This is a genomic window from Thalassospira mesophila (assembly GCF_002115755.1).
Lineage (GTDB): Bacteria > Pseudomonadota > Alphaproteobacteria > Rhodospirillales > Thalassospiraceae > Thalassospira > Thalassospira mesophila.
In genome coordinates, this window is sequence record NZ_JFKA01000002.1 from 41703 (window position 1) to 59287 (window position 17585).

Consider the following 17585-nt stretch of genomic DNA (forward strand, 5'->3'; position numbering starts at 1 on the left):
GAAAAACGGGCCAGTTTAAAACCGGCCCGCTCCGCGTTTCTTACAGCATGCCCTTGGCGGCATCGACAAGGCCGCGAACGGCCGCCACGGACTTGTTGAAGTTCTCTTGTTCGTCTGCATCGAGGTTAACCTCGACAATGCGCTCGACGCCACCAGCGCCAAGAACAACCGGAACACCGACATAGATGCCGTCAACGCCATATTCGCCGCTAAGATAAGCAGCAACCGGCATGACGCGCTTTTGGTCTTTCAAATAGCTTTCAGCCATCGAAATCGCTGATGCTGCCGGGGCATAGAATGCCGAACCGGTTTTCAGCAGGCCAACGATTTCGGCACCGCCATCACGGGTGCGCTGAACGATCTGGTCGATCTTTTCCTGCGTGGTCCAACCCATTTTGATCAGATCGGGGATCGGAACGCCGGCAACGGTCGAATAACGGATCGACGGCACCATGGTGTCGCCGTGGCCGCCCAGCACGAATGCGGTGACGTCTTTGACCGAAACCTTGAATTCTTCGGCAAGGAAATAACGGAAACGGGCAGAGTCCAGAACGCCGGCCATGCCGACGACTTTTTTCGGATCAAAGCCGGTTGCCTGCTGCATCACCCAAACCATCGCATCAAGCGGGTTGGTGATAACAATAACAAAGGCGTCCGGGGCATGTTCTTTAATGCCCTGACCAACCTGGGTCATGACTTTGGTGTTGATGCCGATCAGATCATCACGGCTCATGCCCGGCTTGCGGGCGACACCTGCGGTGACGATGACAACATCGGCACCGGCGATACCGGCATAGTCACTGGTACCCTTGAGGTCGGCATCAAACATGTCGACGGGTGAGGATTCAGCAATATCAAGCGATTTGCCCTGCGGCATGCCATCAACGATGTCGAAAAGGACGACGTCGCCAAGCTCTTTGAGGCCAGCGAGGTGGGCCAGAGTTCCACCGATATTGCCAGCGCCGACGAGCGCGATCTTGTTGCGGGCCATTCCGTTACCTTCTTCCCTATTGCGCTTCCGGGGCGTTGAAACTTAACTGGGGAGCGCGATTGAAAATGTAAACCTGTGAGCGCGAAACAATCGTTCGCAAACATCGTGTGTGGTAAACCGATTCGTCCCGTTTTACAAGGGGAAACGCCGTTGTTTTGACGCGGAAAACCGCCAGTTCGGGGTTTGTTGCAACTATTGTCTAAACGCTTAAAAACCGATCATGTTGCGACTGCGAAACAAGCCAAAGGCGTGGCAAACTCTCGCTATGTATGTGGCTTGGCACTGCCTAACAGTTTGGCAGTCGTGCAAAATTGCAGCAGTTTACCTTTTAAAAACTCCAAGGTTTGCGCGAATTGGGGATCAGCCATGCGATCAGCGGGACGTTATTTCAACCGGTCTGATAAAATATTCTGCGGTTTCAGACCTCGCATGCCCGTATTTGCGCAAGATTATGTTTCGGTCTGATCATTCACAGGTTGAATAATGTCGCATTGCACACATCTGCCCGTCTTGGAGTCGGCGCGGGCAGGGCCTGTGATTACGGCAAGGCACGGTTGACAGGGCCGCTAATTGCACTGTTCCCGGTCGTGTTGCGGGGAAGGGGCGGGGCGAGGGCCACGCCGATCGGCAATCTCGCAGCAGCGATAAAGCGGTGCGATAAACAGGGGTGCTTGTCGCCTGTCAGCCTGCGTCAGATCAGGTAAGACGACATCGCATCAGATCATAACAGGTCAGTTTACGGGGCGGGTTATGTCAGGTGAGGTTGATCGAGATATTCCTGACTGCGCATTTCGGTAAGCCGCGAGACGGTGCGTTGAAATTCAAATGAAAAGTCACCCGCCGTGTAAAGGTCTTCGGGGCTGGTTTCCATGGCGCAAATCAGGTTGGTTTTGTGTTCATACATCGCATCGATCAAGGTGTTGAACCGTTTGGCCCAGTCACTGCGCGCGCTGTCTATTTGCGGAATCAGATCAATGACGATGGTGTGAAAATGGGTTGCCAGGGCAATATAATCGCCGGGGCCAAGCGGACGGGTGCAAAGTTCTTCAAAGCTGAAACGCGCGACACCGGCACCGGCGGCGCGAACGGCGATATCGCGGCCTTTAACACGCAGGCTGTCGGGGCCAACCCGTGCGCCTTCGGTGACTTTGGCAAATAATTCGTCGATCCGGGCCGGGGTTTTATCATCCGCCGGGTACACAAACACATCGGCCGCCGTCAGGTTGCGCATGCGGTAATCGGTGCGGCTGGCAAGTTCAAGAACATCCAGCTTTTCCTTGATCATGCCAATGAAGGGCAGGAAATTCTGGCGTTGCAGGCCATCCTTGTACAAATCATCGGGCACGCGGTTTGATGTGGTCACCACCACCACGCCCAGATCAAACAATTGTTCAAACAGGCGGCCAACAATCATGGCATCGGTAATGTCGGTGATTTGCATTTCGTCAAAACACAGCAGCCATGCCTGATCGGCCAGATCTTTGGCAATGGGCGGAATCGGATCGGATTCTTCGCTGGTGCGGGTTTTGCGAAATTTATGCAGTCTTTCATGCACATCTTGCATGAAATCATGGAAATGAACCCGGCGTTTATGTTCAACCGGGGCTGTTTCATAAAACAGATCCATCAGCATCGATTTGCCGCGCCCGACTTCCCCGTAAATATACAGGCCCTGGGGTGGTTCCGGGTCGTTGCGGCGTTTGGTCAGGCCAAAACGTTCATACCAGGTGCCCTTGCCGTTATTGGGGCGATAGTCGCGCAATGCGTTAAACAGGCTTTGCAGCTTTTCAGCGCAAAGTTCCTGCATGGCATCGTGGCTAAGGGCGCCATCGGCAATTTTTTTGCGATATCGGGCAAGAGGGCCGTCAGACATTCGATTACTTTCAGACAGTGGACACTCAGACAATGGAGACGCAGCATGCCTGCAGGCAGGGCCCGGGCACAATTTTGGCCTGAATGACTGTCGATCCCGAAAACATCCCGGCAGTCATTCAGGCCATTTGGAATAAGAAGACATAAAATAGTGTCATCGTGCAATGCAATATGCGTGATGCTGCTTTGTTTTCGCCGCAGTTGTCGTGCGCGTTGTATTCAAAAGGCCAGCCTTAGATAAGGCGCATTTTTTTAAACAGCCAGACTTCAAACCCGACCACAGCGGCAAGAATAAGGGAGACCCCCAAAAAACCCCAGGAACTGTTCGCGGCAGGAATGCCGCCAACATTAACGCCCAAAAGCCCGGTGACAAAACTGATTGGCAAGAACAGCCCGGCAATGACGGTGAGCCAGTACATGGTGCGGTTCATGCGTTCGGTTTCAACCGCCATCAGGCTGTCATTGGCAATCTGGGTGCGTTCGCGCAAACTATCGAGTTCTTCGACCAGCCGGGTGACGCGGTCGGTCAGGGTGCGCGCGCGGCGTTTGTGGATTTTGTCGCTCCAGCCCGGTTTTTGTTCAACATATTTTGCCATCGCATCGCGTTGCGGAGCAATGTGGCGGCGCAACCGCGACAGGCGATGGCGCATGTCGGCGGTTTTGCGGCGCAAAGGCAGGGTTTTGCTTTCGGGAACGTCTTCGATCAGGTCTTCAAGGTCATCGAGGTTTTCTTCAAGATTGCGAATTTCGCCGTCGATGCGAAATACCAGCCGTTCGGCCAGCGTCAGGACAAAGGCATCGCTGCTGGTGGGGGCGGCGTTTTCGGCAATGCTGGCGCGGATATCGTCAAAGGCGCGCATATGCTGGTTGCGCAGCGTAATCACCAGTTTGTCGCTGCACCAGATGCGCACCGAAATCATATCGGCGGGGTCAAATTCCTTGTTCAGGTTAACCCCGCGCAAATTCATTGAATAGCCATGATCATAAAACAGAACCGATGGCCGGGTGCCGCGGGTGGCCAGCGTATCAACAATGCTGGCTTCAAGGCCTGCTTGCGCGGTAAGCCAGGTTGCAACACCGGGTTCCATCCAGTCCAGATGAACCCAGATAAATTCCCCGTCCCCGACGCAAGGAAATGATGTGGCAAAGTCGTCCCAGGACAAGGCAACGCCTTTGCCGTTATTATCAATTCGAAAGGCATTGATCAGTGCTTGTGGCGTCATTGGTTATTGTCCGTGATGTTTTAAACGGGATATCGAAAACGGGGCCAGGATGTGGCCCTGGCATGATAAGTGTTTAAACGCAGTTATGTGGCATTCTGATAATCATGGGTGTGAATGTCTATATTTATGGGGCTTGTATGGGGCGATGCCATCAAAATGATGCCCGTTATTCGATACGGGAACGTTAGCTGCGCCGGATCGTTTGATCTGGTGAGATAAATCGGGCACAAAACAGATGCTCCGCAGGGGGCAAAGAAAAATTCACGGTGGTTCGGGTAAATATGAAAAAGTTTCGTCATGTTATGTTGCTGGTTCTTTTCGGGCTGTTTATGGCCGTGGGAACGCCCGGGGCAGGGCATGCCCAAAGCAATGTTGATGGCGTTGATGAGAACGTCCTTGAAAATTCGCAAAAGACCCTGAAACGCTGGAACAAGATTTTCGACAATGTCGAAAAGCAGCTTGGCGGCTCCGGGGTCAGCGGGCGCGAGCTGGCCGACAGCCGCCACGCGCTGGAAAAGGCGATCGACGAAACACGCGACCTTGAAGCCCTGGCACAGACCAAGCTGGAACGGTTAAATGCCGCCCTTGGCAAGCTGGGCCCCAAACCCGAAGGCGATGCCGGCGAAGTCCCGGCTGTGACGGTTGAACGCGACCGCCTGAACAAGGAAATTTCGCGCGTAAGCGGCATTCAGAAACAGGGTGAACTGGCCGCGTTTCGCGCCGGTGAATTGCTTGACCAGGTTGGCCGGTTATCGCGCGAGCGTTTTACCCGACGTATTTTTAGCCGCGCAGATGTGCCGTGGGAACCTGCTGTGTGGCAAAACAGCTGGGCCGAGGCGATGCGCCTGCCCGAAGTGGTGCGCAGCCGGTATTCGGATATTAATCTGGCCGACCATATCGGCGACCGTCTGGAAGATGTGGCGCCGGAACTGGTATTTTTGCTGTTTGCCATTGCATCGGCCCTGATTGGTGGCGAGGTGCTGGTGTTTCGGTTCTTGCCCGTCCGGTGGCGCAGTGCGTCGGACGAAGACCGAATGGCCCTGATATCGGGCACGCGATTTACCCTGACGGCAATTGTGCCGGGTTTGCTGCTGTTTGTCATTTATCGCATTCTGGTATCGCAAGATGACCTGATGGTGGGCAGTGGCGGCGAACTGATTAACCAGTGCTTTTTTGCCGCCTTGTTTTTGATGTTTGTTGGCGCGTCGATCCGCAGTGTGTTTTCGCCCTTTGCCCCGCAAATGCGCTCGGCCGGGACGACAATTACCGGGGCGCGGGTGGTTGGGTTTTCGGCCCTTTTTGCCGCACTGATTTTTGCTTCCGACATTGTTTTGTTGCAAGGAGCGACCACCATTGGTGCGTCGCTTGATCTGGCACTGGTACAAAGCCTTAGCAATATCACCCTGATTTGTGCGGTGATGTTTGTGGCCGCCCTTGGCACATGGTGGGAACACGACGCGGTTGACGAGCAACAAAGCTGGTGGCGCAAAATTGAACGTCGCTGTCGCCGGGCGGTTTTATTTATATCGGTGTTGCTGCCTATTCTGTCGTTTATCGGTTATGTGGCGCTGGCGCGGTTTGTGCTGGAAAACATGATGCTGGCACTGGCATTTGCCACCAGTTACTGGCTTGTCCGCGAATTTCTGCGCGCCCTTATTCATACCTATCTGGTTAAACCCGAAGCCGCCACGGATGAAACCACCAGCGACGCGGTACATGGCACGTTGTATTTCTGGTTACGGGTGACGATCGACGCGACAATGATGATTGTGGCCTTTCCAACCGCGATCATGGTGTTTACCGACATTGCCTGGGCCGACTTGATCGGGGCTGTTGAAACGGCTTTCATCGGTATTCAGATCGGCAGTATCAACATCTCGCTGCGCGCCATTCTGATTGGTGTTTTCCTGTTTTTGCTGCTGTTAAGCCTGATGCGGTTTTTCCAGCGCATGCTCAACAGCCGGGTTTTACCCAATACCAAGCTCGATCAGGGGTTGCAGCATTCGGTTTCGGCGATTTTCGGCTATGTCGGTATTGGCCTGGCAATTATAATTGCGGTGTCGGCGGCGGGGGTTGATTTATCGAACCTGGCGATTATCGCCGGTGCCATTTCGGTCGGTATCGGTTTCGGGATGCAAAGTATTGTGAATAACTTTGTCTCGGGGCTGATTTTGCTAATCGAACGCCCGATCAAGGTTGGTGACTGGATTGTGGTTGGTGCCGATCAGGGCTTTGTCAAAGACATCCGGGTGCGGGCCACCGAAATTGAAACCTTTGACCGGGCATCGGTGGTGATCCCCAATTCGGAGCTGATTTCCAACCGGGTGCTGAACTGGACCCTGAAAGAACGCTCGGGCCGGGGGATTATTCCAATCGGCGTTTCCTATGGGTCGGATGCCAATAAAGTGCGCGATATTTTGCTGGCTTTGGCCGACAAACGCCGTGAAATTTTAAGTTATCCGGCCCCTCAGGTGGTGTTTTTGGGCTTTGGCGACAGTTCGCTGGATTTCGAATTGCGTTATTTCCTGCGCGATATTGGCGATGTTCTTACCGTTGCCAGTGCGATCCGGTTTGAATTGTTAGAGCAGTTTCGCGAAGAAGGTATCGAAATTCCGTTCCCGCAGCGCGATGTTAATTTGCGTGATATGGACCGCCTTGAGGCCGCCATTCGCAGCCTTTCGGGCGAGCGGGCTGGCCGAAAACCAACCCTGTCTGGCGATGGTGACACGGTTGACAATGCCGGAGAGGAAAACGGCAAATATCGCGAAACAGGTGAAATTGTTTCCCAGCCCTCCAGTGCCAAACCGGAAGAAGAAAACCCCGATACGACCCGATATGACCAGCCCAAAACCCAGGACAGCCCGGCAACGGCCACACCGGCTACACGCGACCTGCCCGACGGCGACCGCTAGACCCGGCTTTGCCTGTTTGAGCTGATGAATGACAAATCCTGTGCTGTGGCCGTGTTATCACGCGGTCGGGGTGCAGGATTTTGTTTTATATGGGGGATCGTTGTGGGCAACTGGGCTCGGGGCTGGCGTGCGACAATTTTACTCTCGATTGATGCCATCAGGTGTCAATGGGTGTCGCGGGCAATGCTGTTTGGTTGTTTTGCCTGCGGGCAACTTGCCAGAGCGAAGGTGCCTTGGCCCCGAAAAAAAAGCCCCGGCCCGGGGGTGTTGGGGAGTTGTGCGGGCCGGGAAAGCGTTCTTGATTGGGGTCAGAACGTGCAGGACTGCCGCCCTGGGACGTTTGGGGTGAGGCGGCGACCGGCAATAATTAATTGATTGATTATTGTGTGCCGGACAAGTTTTCGAGCGCATCGCTCAAATTTGTTGTGGTTGTTTGCGTATTTGAATCGGCGGTTTGATCCCCGGTGGAATCCTGGCCGGTATCAACAGAACCGCTGGAATTATTAAGAATAACGCAGGCCGAGTTGGCTGTTGAGCTGGCTGTCCCGCCGCCACCGCCGCAGACCAGCTGGGTCAGGCTGCTGGTGCCAGAAGAGGTTGTGGCGCTGCCAGACCCGCTAAGCAGTCCGGATTCAGCCTGTTTCATGACGACAGCAAGCGAAGCGCGGTTTTGATCGGGCGCAGACCAGGGTTTTTCAAACATTTGGGCCGTCGCCGAAAGGGAGCCTGATGCACACATAATTGCCGCGATCGCAAGGATGCGCGTGCCTCGCAGGACGGGTTTGTGACAGCGACGGGCGGGTTGGGACCGGGAAGGCGAAAACATCAGATTTTCCTTTCGTCGGGCTGGGCAAGGAAGAAGGAGGAGACGGGCTCCTCCTTCTTTTGTGCCGGGTTAGTCGTTGATGGCGGGTGCGCCAACCTTGATCGACAGGTTGTTGCCGATGGCGGTCGCGGAGCCATTGATGACCGGCTGGTCAACCGAACCAAGGCCGGAATAGTTGCTGAGATTGACGTCATAGACACTGCTGACGGCAGAAACATTGGCGTAAGCAAACTGGGTAACGTCAGAAATCAGCGCAACGTCAGGGGTGATGCCGTCAACATCGGTGTTGCCACCGCCGCTGCCGCCACTGCCACCACTGCCACCATAACGGAAGGCCGACGAAATGGATTGTGCGTCGCCGTCAACCGGGTCTTCGTCAACCGGGGTGGCTTCTGCCGATACCGATTGCACCGAGATATTCATGTTGTTGGCAAGGGCCATCGCGCTGGCATCGACAGCGTAATTGTCAATGTCACTCACATTCGAAGTGGCTGTTACACTGGATGGAGAAATATCACCATTCAAGGCCAGCAAGGTCAGGCCCATGGCACCGGAAAGGTTGGTGTTCGGGCTGGTCTGGTTCCCCATATTGAAGCTGGAGGAAGAGGCATCGCCACCACCCGAAGGACCCTGTTCGCCACTGGCCGCATCAAAGGCAAACTGGCCGGCGTGAACATTAACAACCCCTTCGCCCGCAACCGATGCATTGTTGGCAAGGGCAGTTGCAGTGGCATTAAGCGAAGGCAGTTCGGTTGCTGCGTCATAGCTGCCGGTGGGCTGAATGTTGTCGACACTGACAGTGAAGATAACACCATCGGTTTCGCCGTTACCCACACCATCTTCGGCGAACGGGTCGGTTACAGCACCGGTAACGGTGATGTTTGCGCCGTCAAATGCGCCACCGGCAGAGGCAATGCCCCCTTCGGAATCCGGGCTGTTGCCTGCCGGACCATCTGCAATACCAAACGAGGACGGGTTGGTGCCCTGACCAGCGGCGATGCCGTCAACATTGCCAGATGTGGTTTCGCTGAAATCTGCAACATCGGGGTCGAGGCTTGTCGATGATCCGTTCGACCAGGCTTCGCCTTCAAAGGTAAAGGTCCCCGAGGTTTCGGTCATGAGCGGCTGGTTGTTGTGAATACCGTGTACGTTTGACGTGGCCGACGTGCCGCCGAGCTTTTCCTGCAAAATTTCCACCATTGAAAATTCTGCCGGATCGTCAATGTTAAGATCAACACTGACATTGGTGTCGACATCGCCATCCCATGACCATTCAACATTGTCGAACGCAAAGGCAGGGCCCCCGATTACAAGTACACCAGCAGTGATGATGGTGCCCAGCAACAGTTTGGTCTTAAGCATTTTGGTTACTCCTGTTGATTGCTTTTTTCCGTTTTGGAAAGAGAAGAAAACCGCTCTAGATGCGCGCTCATGTCATTTGCTTTGCTAAGCTCGCATTCCGGTGTTTGCGGCAGCCCCAAGAAATCTGTCATGATTTGATAGACCCCCATTTCTGCAACCGCTCTGACGCCAAGCTGTAGCGGCTCGTTCCGGATGCGCCCGGCGTCAAATTCGACAAGATTGATTCCGAAGAAACGAAAGACACCGGCGCTGACTTCGTAGCCCATGATTTGCTTTTGCAATGAGCTGACATAGCGGACGGCGAAACTTTTTGAATCGATGACACGCAAATCCATGGCGACATTGATCACGACAGTTCTGCCACCGCCGCCAATGCCCCGGACGTAAAGCTGCGCGCCTTCGCTGAGGATGTTGTAGTTAAGTTCGGTTACGGCCCCGACGAGGATGAAGTCGGAGGCGGGAATTTTTCCGTATTGATCAATGGAACGGGTGAGGCGGCCTTGTTCTGAAAGGCGGACTTCGGCAAGGGGAATGCGCAGGTCAAACCGTTCAACCAGGTTGGCGCGGCCCGATTTGTAAAGCGCGCTCATCACCATTTCGCTGACGCCCTGGGAAACCGCATGGCCATTTTCGTCGTAATTCAGCTGGCCGGTCTTGTCGGCGACCTCGCCCACGGCAAAGATGGGAAGCCGGTTGGCCGGCACATCTTTCAACAGACGCAGGCAGGCGCTGTAAGGTGTTTCGTTATCTGTAACCGGAAAAGATATCATCGGGTCGATGCGGTTTTGCGAATAAGACGCCGGCCCCGGAGCGCACGCCGCCAGACTTGTAACGGTCAGTGCGGTTGCTGCTATTTTACGAAACATTTTTCCAATCCCTGCTGAGTTCTTTCCCCAAAAGCGCAACCTGCAATTTTTTAGTTGCCGTTTGCTTGAGTTAAATATGCCACAGCCGAGTATTTATTCTAAGTCACATAAGTGATTACTTGATGGTTAAAGATGGTTACGTAATTTATTCAAATTTTATTTATAAAATATTTTTGGTTATTTGAGTAATCATTGTTGAATACTCCTTTTTTAATAGGAATATGCTATAGGGCATATTGCGTTATGTGAAAAAAGCGTTTTGAATCAAGCGTCTTATTCCTTGCCAGAAAAGATGCTGACATGACCCCTTTCATCAACACGCAAAAAGCCGACCGTCGGGTGCTGGTTATCGGTTTTCGCCCGTCTGAAATTGATGCCTTGTTTGGCGATGATATGGGCTGGATACCGGTTGCGGACCCCGATTTTCGTTTGGCAGCGCGTGACGAAGGCCGGTTTTGTGCCGCGCTGATTGGTCAGCGGCAAACCGAATTGTTAAGCCATTTGCAGATTCGTTATCTTTTCCGGGTGGCCCGCAAGATTCCGCTGATTACGTTTGTGGCGGACGGGCACCATATTGTCGGGCAGCGGTTTGACTGCGGCAGCAATGCGCTGATGTTTTCATCGACCACCGGTTTGCTTGATGAAATATGCCTGCTCGCCGACGAGGATTACTGGTTGCTGCCCGGGGACATTGACGGTGTGTCATTGCTGTTAGGCGATAGTGCCGATGCAAAGGCAAACCGGTTGACGGTGCGTGACTGGTATTTGCTGCGCGAAATACAGAAGGGCAAAAGTAATGCTGAAATTGCCCGCTATGCCAATCGTAGTGTGCCGGAAATCAAAAGCTGGCTGTTTGAGATATTTAACAGCCTGGAAGTTACCACGCGCACCCAGGCCGCGATCGTTGCTCATTTTATCGAGCAACATTCCAGCCGGCCGTCGCCCTGAACAAGGGCGGGTATCGCCAATAACCGGCTTTGGGCTGCCGGGCCGCAAAATGCGGAAAACAGATATGCCCATACCAGTGTGATTAGCCGCAGGGCATGGGTATTACAGATGTTTTTGAGACTGACTTCGCCAGAAAAACAGACCATATGCGGTTTATGGAATGCAATCTTCATAAAAGGACGAGGACATGATGACCTGGTTTGCAGATTTGAAAAAAATAGCGCGCTACGGGGTACCGGTACTGGCGGGGGTGATTTGTGTTGCCGGGTTTTCGACCGTCGGGCAGGCCCAGTTTAACAACAAACCCTATTCGTTTAATACGCCGACCGGGGCACCTGGCATGAGCACTGCGGCACGGCAGGCGATTATAAATGACCAGCTTTATGACAGCCGACCACAAAACATGATGCGCGATTCATCCGGGGCGTTGTTGTCTATTGAAAAAAGCAAAGGTGGCACGGCCATTGTACGCACCGCAGATGGAGAAGTTTTACCCGGTTTCAGGGGAACTTCCATTTCGGTCGGGGGGATGTCGGTAGGGGTGTTCAATGCGTATTTCATGGCGGCAGACAGTGGCCGATGGTACGCACCGGTTCAAAGCATGGCAGCAACATATACTATTAATGGCTGGATCAATTTGCTATCGCAAGATGGCCGCACTGTAATCCCGCCGGTCACAGCGTCGCCGGTGGATGGCTGGACCTGGATGGCGGCGGGCTTCTGAGGCTTTTTCTCACCAGAAAAAACGCCCCGTCAAACATTGACGGGGCGTTAAAAGGTGTCAAATGAGACTTGTTGAGCCAGCGCGCAAACCGGAGTTGGGCGCGGGTTTGGTCGAAAATATCGTTGTTGGTTCAAAATGGCTGGATGCTTTCAATATGGGCCGGGCGCACGAGGGGCCAGATATTGTTGTGGTGCCGGCACCGGGTTATCAGGTGTCGATCAGGTATAGGATGCTGCGTAGCCGGGGCTACGTGGTTGGCTGCGCAGGGCCCAGATGGCAGCCTGGGTTCTGTTATCTACCTTGATTTTACGCAGAATGCTTTTGACATGCACTTTGACGGTGGCTTCGGAAATATTGAGCCGGATGGCAATGCGCTTGTTTGAATCGCCGCTGGCCAGGCATTCGAGGATTTCATGTTCGCGGGGCGATAGTTCAATTTCAAGCATATCGATCGTGTCGAGTTCGAACGAGGACATGAAATGAAAGCGTTCCATCATGATGGCGGCAAGGTTGGAGGGGTAAATTTTTTCACCCTCGGTAATCAGCTGGAATGCCAGTTCGATGGCCGTTTGCGAGACATCGTCAAGCAAGGCACCGTTTACGCCAAGGTTAAACAGGGCAAACAGGCTTTCGGCATCATATTCATGGGCGAGGGTGATGATCCGGACGCCGGGATTGTTTTCGCGAAAGGTTGCCAGCGAGGTCATCTGGGTTTGGAAATTATCGATGCTGACCAGGACGACATCGATTTTCTGATCGACCGGGGTGACAGAAATCAAATCATCCAGAGTAGGCGCATTGATAATTTCTGCATTTTTGGTGTGAGCCAACAAAGTGGTTAGACCGGTACGCAATAAGAGGCTGGAATGCACTACCGCTACGATTATTTCTGCAGAGTTCCTTGACGTCCGCATTGTCGTTATCCCTGTATTTGCTGTTTTCTGATTTACGGGGATACTCTCTTTTGGAAAAGAAAACTCAACCGGAATGGTTAATCATTTCAATCTTACGAGTAAAATGACTGCGTTCCGGATTGTTACCCCGTGCCTTCAAGATCAGGATAGCTAGCAAGTGTTCTCAAATCTATTCTCCAGTGGGGGTAGTGCAAGTTCATTTGTTATCTATTACGGGTAACTATTATGGGGTGCTGCACTGATTTTGACGGGGGGCTTGCGAACATTGGATAAATTCTTGTGTAATAGCGATGTGGAGGCAGGGCCCAATAAAAAGGGCTCGCCTTTTTGCGAGCCCAGCAGGGAACGTACCTTGTTTGTGTTTTGCTTTGTTCTTTCGAGTTGTTTGTCGATAGAGGTTTCAGGCAGAGGTTTCATATAGTCTCACTTACGCCGACGGGTGAAGGCAGCGGGGCACCGCGCACGGGGCTGCCGGAAAATATTTGTGCGTCATTGGACGTGTCCGTTGACGCAGCGACCAGATTGCTGCCTGCGTTCTGTTATCGACACCGATTTTGCGCAAGATGCTTTTGACATGCACCTTGACGGTGGCTTCGGTGATATCGAGCCGAATGGCGATGCGCTTGTTGGATTCACCATTTTCCAGGCATTGCAGAATTTCCTGTTCGCGATGTGTCAGGTCGACCTCATCATCTGGGATGTCTGTCGGAAATGGCATACAAGGGTTATCGATGCGCGCCATCAGCACTTGGGCCAGGTTTGATGGAAACAGTTTTTGCCCTTCTTTGAGCATCCGAAATGCCAGTTTCAGCGTGTTTTGGGAAACGTCGTCCAGCAATGCCCCGTCAATATTGATTTTGAAAAGGGCAAACAGGTCTTCAAGTTCGTAATGATGGGACAAAGCCAGAATTTTAAGGGCGGGATTGTGGTCTCGCAGCATTGTCAAATTGGCTATATCTTGTTGTACGTCGTCAATGCTGACCAGGACGATATCGGTTGGTGTGTCGTTGTCGATGTCTTCGCGCAGTTCTTCGAGTGAAGGCACACTGGTAATGGAAAGATTACGAAATTCTCCCAGAATTGTTGTCAATGCGTGGCGCATTAAACTGCCGGGATGCACGACCGCAACATGTTGAGTTGCGTCTTGTTCAATTGACTTCATGGTTCCCCCGAAACATGTCAGTTAATTCCCTTCCTGTGCTTGTGAGAGTATCAGTTAGGTGACGGGCATGTTGCCAATGAGGATTTTTTGGCTTGGTTGGTTAGGGCAATAATCCCATCAGCAGTAAGAAGTTAATCTTCTGTTTTTTATGGTTCCATAACTATGGCGAGGTAAGAGGGCCGGATTTTGCATCATCATAGGTAGAAGTGATGAGTCATTTTTTCTCTTTTATGGGATGCAATACGAATGAATAGTTTTTGGTGTCGAGTAAAATTACATTAGATTCGGTTAATATAGTCGCGAAATATATACGCTGAAAAAACCTGCCCAACTGGACATGATTTGTTCTCGGTAATCATAAATTTAGTTTAAAATCAATTATTTATAAGATGAGCAAATATGTGCTGGCGTCCATGTCCTGAATTGCATGAAATGCCAGAAAACCGCAAATTTTGCGGTAAAGTTGAAAATCCTAACAATTGCTGTCGTATTGAGATAGTTATTCTTGCGTATGTTTACTATACTATTCGTAAGGGAGGTGCGCATTTATCGACAGAATCTTTTTTACTATGCCGGGTATGTCGATTCTCTTGGCAAGATGGCAGAAAAATTAATGTTATCAGCAATTAAGTAGTAGCCCGCCCGGAGGATTGACGGGCTGAAAAAGGTATCGGTCCGAATTATACCAATGCCTAGCTATCTCGTGCGGGAGTGGAATTTGTGAATTTTGCCACGAAAAAGGGCCTGCCGAAAACGACAGACCCTGACAAAAGCCTGAGGGCGTGAACCGGAATTTTAAAGAATGGCAACATCCAGCCCGATATCGACAGCAGGCGCACTTTGGGTGATGCGGCCAGCCGATACGTAATCCACACCGGTGGCGGCAATGTCGCCAATGGTATCAAGGCGTACACCGCCCGATGCCTCGGTTTTGCAACGGCCCGCCACAAGGGTCACGGCTTCGCGCAGCATATCGGGGGCCATATTATCAAGCAGGACAATATCGGCACCGGCATCAACCGCCTCGCGCACCTGATCAAGGGTATCGCATTCGACCTCGATCTTGGGCAGGTTGGCGGCCTTGGCCATTTCCACGCATTTGGTAATCGATCCGACAACGCCAATATGGTTGTCCTTGATCATGACACCATCATACAGGCCCATGCGGTGGTTTTGTGCGCCGCCCATGCGGGTGGCGTATTTTTCCATCTTGCGCCAGCCCGGCAGGGTTTTGCGGGTATCAAGCAGCTTAGCCGATGTTTTGCCCATGGCTTGCACATAGGCGCAAGTGGTGGTGGCAATACCCGAAAGATGCTGCAAGGTGTTAAGGGCGGTGCGTTCGGCGGTTAGAATGCCGCGCGCTGATCCTTCAATTACAGCCAGAACCGATTGCGGGTTTAACGTGTCGCCGTCATTGCATTTTTTGTCGATTTTGGCATCGGGCACCAGCTTGCGAAAACATTCCAGCGCAATATCCAGCCCGGCGACCACAATGCTTTCGCGGGTTTCCAGGGCAACGCGCAGGCGGGCATCTTTTGGGATGACATTGTCTGATGTGATATCGCCGGGGCCGATATCTTCGATAAAGGCAAGGTCGATAAAGTCGGAAATTTCGCTTTGGGTCAATTCGGTCATGGTGGAATGCGCCGGTTTGTTGAAACAGGGATGGGAGGCTGTAACGTGAAGGGACACGTATGGCACAGAAAAAACAGGCCCCGCAGCCTATGTGCAGGGCCTGAATGTTTCCGATCAGGCGGCGTTTACGGCCGAGGCTTCTTTCTTCAGCGGAATGCCTTTTGACAATTCCAGCATCCGTTCCAGCGGTTTGACGGCGTTAAGCCGCAATTCTTCCGGCATCACGATCTGCGGGCCGTTATTGACCAGACACAGATAGAGCTTTTCCAGCGTATTAAGTTCCATGAACGGGCAATTGTTGCACGCACAGCTGCCATCGGCACCGGGCACGGGGATAAAGGTTTTGTGCGGGGCGGCCTTTTCCATCTGGTGGATGATGTGGGGTTCGGTCGCGATCAGAAATTTCTGATCCGGTCCGTCAATCACATATTCCAGAATGGCGCGGGTCGAGCCGATCTGGTCGGCATGGCGCAAAATGCCTTCGTGGCATTCCGGGTGGGCTGCGACCTTGGCATCGGGATGTTGGGTTTTCAAACGGATTAATTCGCGTTCGGAAAACTGTTCATGCACAATGCACGATCCCTGCCACAAAACCATATCCCGACCGGTTTTCTTGGCAAGATAGCTGCCGAGATGGCGATCAGGTGCCCATAAAATGGGCTGATCCAGCGGAATTTGATCGATAATTTCAGCCGCATTTGACGATGTGACGATGATGTCAGACGCAGCCTTTACCTCGGCCGAGCAATTGATATACGTGATCGACACATGGTCCGGATGCTGTTCGCGAAACTTGCGAAAGGCTTCGGGCTGGCAAGAATCCTCAAGCGAGCAACCCGCTTTTGAATCGGGCAGCAGCACGGTTTTTTCCGGGCTGAGGATTTTGGCGACCTCGGCCATAAAACGCACACCGCAAAACACAATTACGTCGGCATCGGTTGCCGCGGCCTTGCGCGATAAATCCAGCGAATCGCCGACAAAATCGGCCAAATCCTGAATTTCACCATCCTGATAATAGTGCGCCAGAATGATGGCGTTTTTCTCTTTCTTAAGGCGCTGAATTTCTGCCTCAAGATCAAGCGTCGGATCGATCTGGGTTTCAGACATTGCACCGGCACGCGCCTCGGCAATGGTGGTAATCTGGTTCATGGCGTTGTCTCATCTCGCCTAGTTGCAACCCGGAAATAGTCAGCGGGACCCGATGTTGCAAGTTAATGACTGTATGAAACCTCAATATCGCTATTGGCCCGGGATGGCAAGGGAATGGGGCATTTAGTCCAAAGAGGCGTCAGAGATGAAGCCCGGTATATTTTTGGGATCTGATCTGATGCCGCTTCTGACCGAGGCTGCGTTCAGTCTTGCTTCGAAGTAAGTGCTAAATATTTCAAAATCCGGATATTCTTCGTGCGCCTGCCAATGACATCCCATACGTCCTACGAGGCCCGCAATCCAGTCCGCGGCCTGTACGGTTTGGTACAGGTGGCTTTCTACTTGAAAAGGCGGTTCAACAAGGCATCTGCGTGGTTCGTTAGCATTGAACATTGCTCGGGCGGCTTCCGTTACAAATTGAAGCCGTTGTTCATGCTCGTCCATGATGAGGGTGAATAACGCACTGTCCTGACAATCTTCTTCGCAAAAGCTGTTGAGACGTTTGATGGCTTCACGAAGCACAGCAAGGTAAAGGCTTTTAGGATTATGTTCTTCTATCGGAGAGGTTTTTCGAAGTCCGACATAAAACAAGTGGCCTCCCAGCCGGTCAATTTTATTGAATAGCCGGTTGGTGAAATTTCTCAGTTCCCGGTATTTTTCGACATTATGTACCGTGTAAAGAGCCGATCCTTTCTTTTCCCAAGTCGCAGGATGTGCATGAGAGCGTTTAATTTCAAAATCAAGTAATCGGCATTTTTGTTGGTAGAACCAGGTACTGAAGCCGCGTATTTCGTGGGTCGGAATAATAAACCCGGCTAACCCGAAAACAGGGCTTTCTTTGTATTTTGGATGCTTCCTAGAAAGATAAGGGCCGATGTGACCAAACTCGTCAAGATAGACATTGAAAAGCGTCATAATCTGCCCGGTCCCCCAGATACACGAAAACCCATGCACATGGCATGGGTCTCGGAAAGAGAGCATATATGTTTCCATAAATGCGT

Annotated in this window: 14 protein-coding genes; 3 read left to right on the plus strand and 11 right to left on the minus strand. The window is 52.4% G+C overall.

What is annotated here, in order from left to right:
* Positions 1-40: 40 nt before the first annotated feature.
* The 3 genes from mdh to TMES_RS04570 all read right to left on the minus strand — a co-directional run bounded on the left by mdh (position 41) and on the right by TMES_RS04570 (position 4086).
* Positions 41-991, minus strand: a complete 951-nt coding sequence (mdh, locus tag TMES_RS04560) for a malate dehydrogenase (RefSeq protein WP_085579986.1) — start codon at positions 989-991, stop codon at positions 41-43.
* Between the two features lie 748 nt (positions 992-1739).
* Positions 1740-2864 (minus strand): cell division protein ZapE, encoded by a 1125-nt coding sequence (zapE, locus tag TMES_RS04565; protein WP_085579988.1) that lies wholly within the window; start codon positions 2862-2864, stop codon positions 1740-1742.
* A gap of 232 nt (positions 2865-3096) precedes the next feature.
* Positions 3097-4086 (minus strand): CorA family divalent cation transporter, encoded by a 990-nt coding sequence (locus TMES_RS04570; RefSeq protein ID WP_085579990.1) that lies wholly within the window; start codon positions 4084-4086, stop codon positions 3097-3099.
* Positions 4087-4367: 281 nt separating this feature from the next.
* Here TMES_RS04570 and TMES_RS04575 point away from each other — a divergent pair, with 281 nt between their 5' ends.
* Positions 4368-6998 carry a DUF3772 domain-containing protein gene (locus tag TMES_RS04575; protein WP_085579992.1) on the plus strand — a complete coding sequence of 877 codons (2631 nt, stop codon included), beginning with the start codon at positions 4368-4370 and terminating at the stop codon, positions 6996-6998.
* A 379-nt stretch (positions 6999-7377) separates the two neighbouring features.
* Here the strand turns inward: TMES_RS04575 and TMES_RS04580 are convergent, their stop codons facing one another.
* The 3 genes from TMES_RS04580 to TMES_RS04590 form a co-directional block, all read right to left on the minus strand.
* Positions 7378-7701 carry a hypothetical protein gene (locus tag TMES_RS04580; protein WP_143589538.1) on the minus strand — a complete coding sequence of 108 codons (324 nt, stop codon included), beginning with the start codon at positions 7699-7701 and terminating at the stop codon, positions 7378-7380.
* Between the two features lie 192 nt (positions 7702-7893).
* Positions 7894-9186 carry a hypothetical protein gene (locus tag TMES_RS04585; RefSeq protein ID WP_085579996.1) on the minus strand — a complete coding sequence of 431 codons (1293 nt, stop codon included), beginning with the start codon at positions 9184-9186 and terminating at the stop codon, positions 7894-7896.
* A gap of 5 nt (positions 9187-9191) precedes the next feature.
* Positions 9192-10052, minus strand: coding sequence for a CsgG/HfaB family protein (locus TMES_RS04590; RefSeq protein WP_085579998.1), 861 nt, complete (start codon positions 10050-10052; stop codon positions 9192-9194).
* A 300-nt stretch (positions 10053-10352) separates the two neighbouring features.
* Between TMES_RS04590 and TMES_RS04595 the strand changes: the two genes are divergently transcribed.
* Both TMES_RS04595 and TMES_RS04600 read left to right on the plus strand, forming a co-directional pair.
* Complete coding sequence (locus TMES_RS04595; protein ID WP_085580000.1) at positions 10353-11000, plus strand: helix-turn-helix transcriptional regulator; 648 nt, start codon at positions 10353-10355, stop codon at positions 10998-11000.
* 187 nt (positions 11001-11187) lie between these two features.
* Positions 11188-11724 (plus strand): hypothetical protein, encoded by a 537-nt coding sequence (locus TMES_RS04600; protein ID WP_085580002.1) that lies wholly within the window; start codon positions 11188-11190, stop codon positions 11722-11724.
* A 218-nt stretch (positions 11725-11942) separates the two neighbouring features.
* Here TMES_RS04600 and TMES_RS04605 read toward each other — a convergent pair whose 3' ends face one another.
* The 5 genes from TMES_RS04605 to TMES_RS04625 form a co-directional block, all read right to left on the minus strand.
* On the minus strand, positions 11943-12554 hold the full coding sequence (locus TMES_RS04605) for a response regulator transcription factor (RefSeq protein ID WP_211275871.1): 612 nt from the start codon (positions 12552-12554) through the stop codon (positions 11943-11945).
* A gap of 511 nt (positions 12555-13065) precedes the next feature.
* Positions 13066-13800: a LuxR C-terminal-related transcriptional regulator gene (locus tag TMES_RS04610; protein ID WP_085580006.1), complete on the minus strand. Its 735-nt coding sequence runs from the start codon at positions 13798-13800 to the stop codon at positions 13066-13068.
* Positions 13801-14595: 795 nt separating this feature from the next.
* The gene (gene nadC / locus TMES_RS04615; RefSeq protein WP_085580008.1) at positions 14596-15435 is read right to left on the minus strand and encodes a carboxylating nicotinate-nucleotide diphosphorylase; all 840 of its coding nucleotides are present in this window, start codon (positions 15433-15435) and stop codon (positions 14596-14598) included.
* 114 nt (positions 15436-15549) lie between these two features.
* On the minus strand, positions 15550-16584 hold the full coding sequence (gene nadA, locus TMES_RS04620; RefSeq protein WP_085580011.1) for a quinolinate synthase NadA: 1035 nt from the start codon (positions 16582-16584) through the stop codon (positions 15550-15552).
* Positions 16585-16707: 123 nt separating this feature from the next.
* The gene (locus TMES_RS04625) at positions 16708-17499 is read right to left on the minus strand and encodes a DUF3800 domain-containing protein (RefSeq protein ID WP_085580013.1); all 792 of its coding nucleotides are present in this window, start codon (positions 17497-17499) and stop codon (positions 16708-16710) included.
* Between the last annotated feature and the right edge of the window lie 86 nt (positions 17500-17585).

Excerpts from the sequence above, each read along its gene's own strand:
- nadA (WP_085580011.1), bottom strand. The coding sequence starts at position 16,584 with ATGAACCAGATTACCACCATTGCCGAGGCGCGTGCCGGTGCAATGTCT.
- nadC (WP_085580008.1), bottom strand. The coding sequence starts at position 15,435 with ATGACCGAATTGACCCAAAGCGAAATTTCCGACTTTATCGACCTTGCC.
- TMES_RS04625 (WP_085580013.1), bottom strand. The coding sequence starts at position 17,499 with ATGACGCTTTTCAATGTCTATCTTGACGAGTTTGGTCACATCGGCCCT.
- TMES_RS04590 (WP_085579998.1), bottom strand. The coding sequence starts at position 10,052 with ATGTTTCGTAAAATAGCAGCAACCGCACTGACCGTTACAAGTCTGGCG.
- TMES_RS04595 (WP_085580000.1), top strand. The coding sequence starts at position 10,353 with ATGACCCCTTTCATCAACACGCAAAAAGCCGACCGTCGGGTGCTGGTT.
- mdh (WP_085579986.1), bottom strand. The coding sequence starts at position 991 with ATGGCCCGCAACAAGATCGCGCTCGTCGGCGCTGGCAATATCGGTGGA.
- TMES_RS04585 (WP_085579996.1), bottom strand. The coding sequence starts at position 9,186 with ATGCTTAAGACCAAACTGTTGCTGGGCACCATCATCACTGCTGGTGTA.
- TMES_RS04610 (WP_085580006.1), bottom strand. The coding sequence starts at position 13,800 with ATGAAGTCAATTGAACAAGACGCAACTCAACATGTTGCGGTCGTGCAT.
- TMES_RS04580 (WP_143589538.1), bottom strand. The coding sequence starts at position 7,701 with ATGTTTGAAAAACCCTGGTCTGCGCCCGATCAAAACCGCGCTTCGCTT.
- zapE (WP_085579988.1), bottom strand. The coding sequence starts at position 2,864 with ATGTCTGACGGCCCTCTTGCCCGATATCGCAAAAAAATTGCCGATGGC.
- TMES_RS04570 (WP_085579990.1), bottom strand. The coding sequence starts at position 4,086 with ATGACGCCACAAGCACTGATCAATGCCTTTCGAATTGATAATAACGGC.
- TMES_RS04600 (WP_085580002.1), top strand. The coding sequence starts at position 11,188 with ATGATGACCTGGTTTGCAGATTTGAAAAAAATAGCGCGCTACGGGGTA.
- TMES_RS04575 (WP_085579992.1), top strand. The coding sequence starts at position 4,368 with ATGAAAAAGTTTCGTCATGTTATGTTGCTGGTTCTTTTCGGGCTGTTT.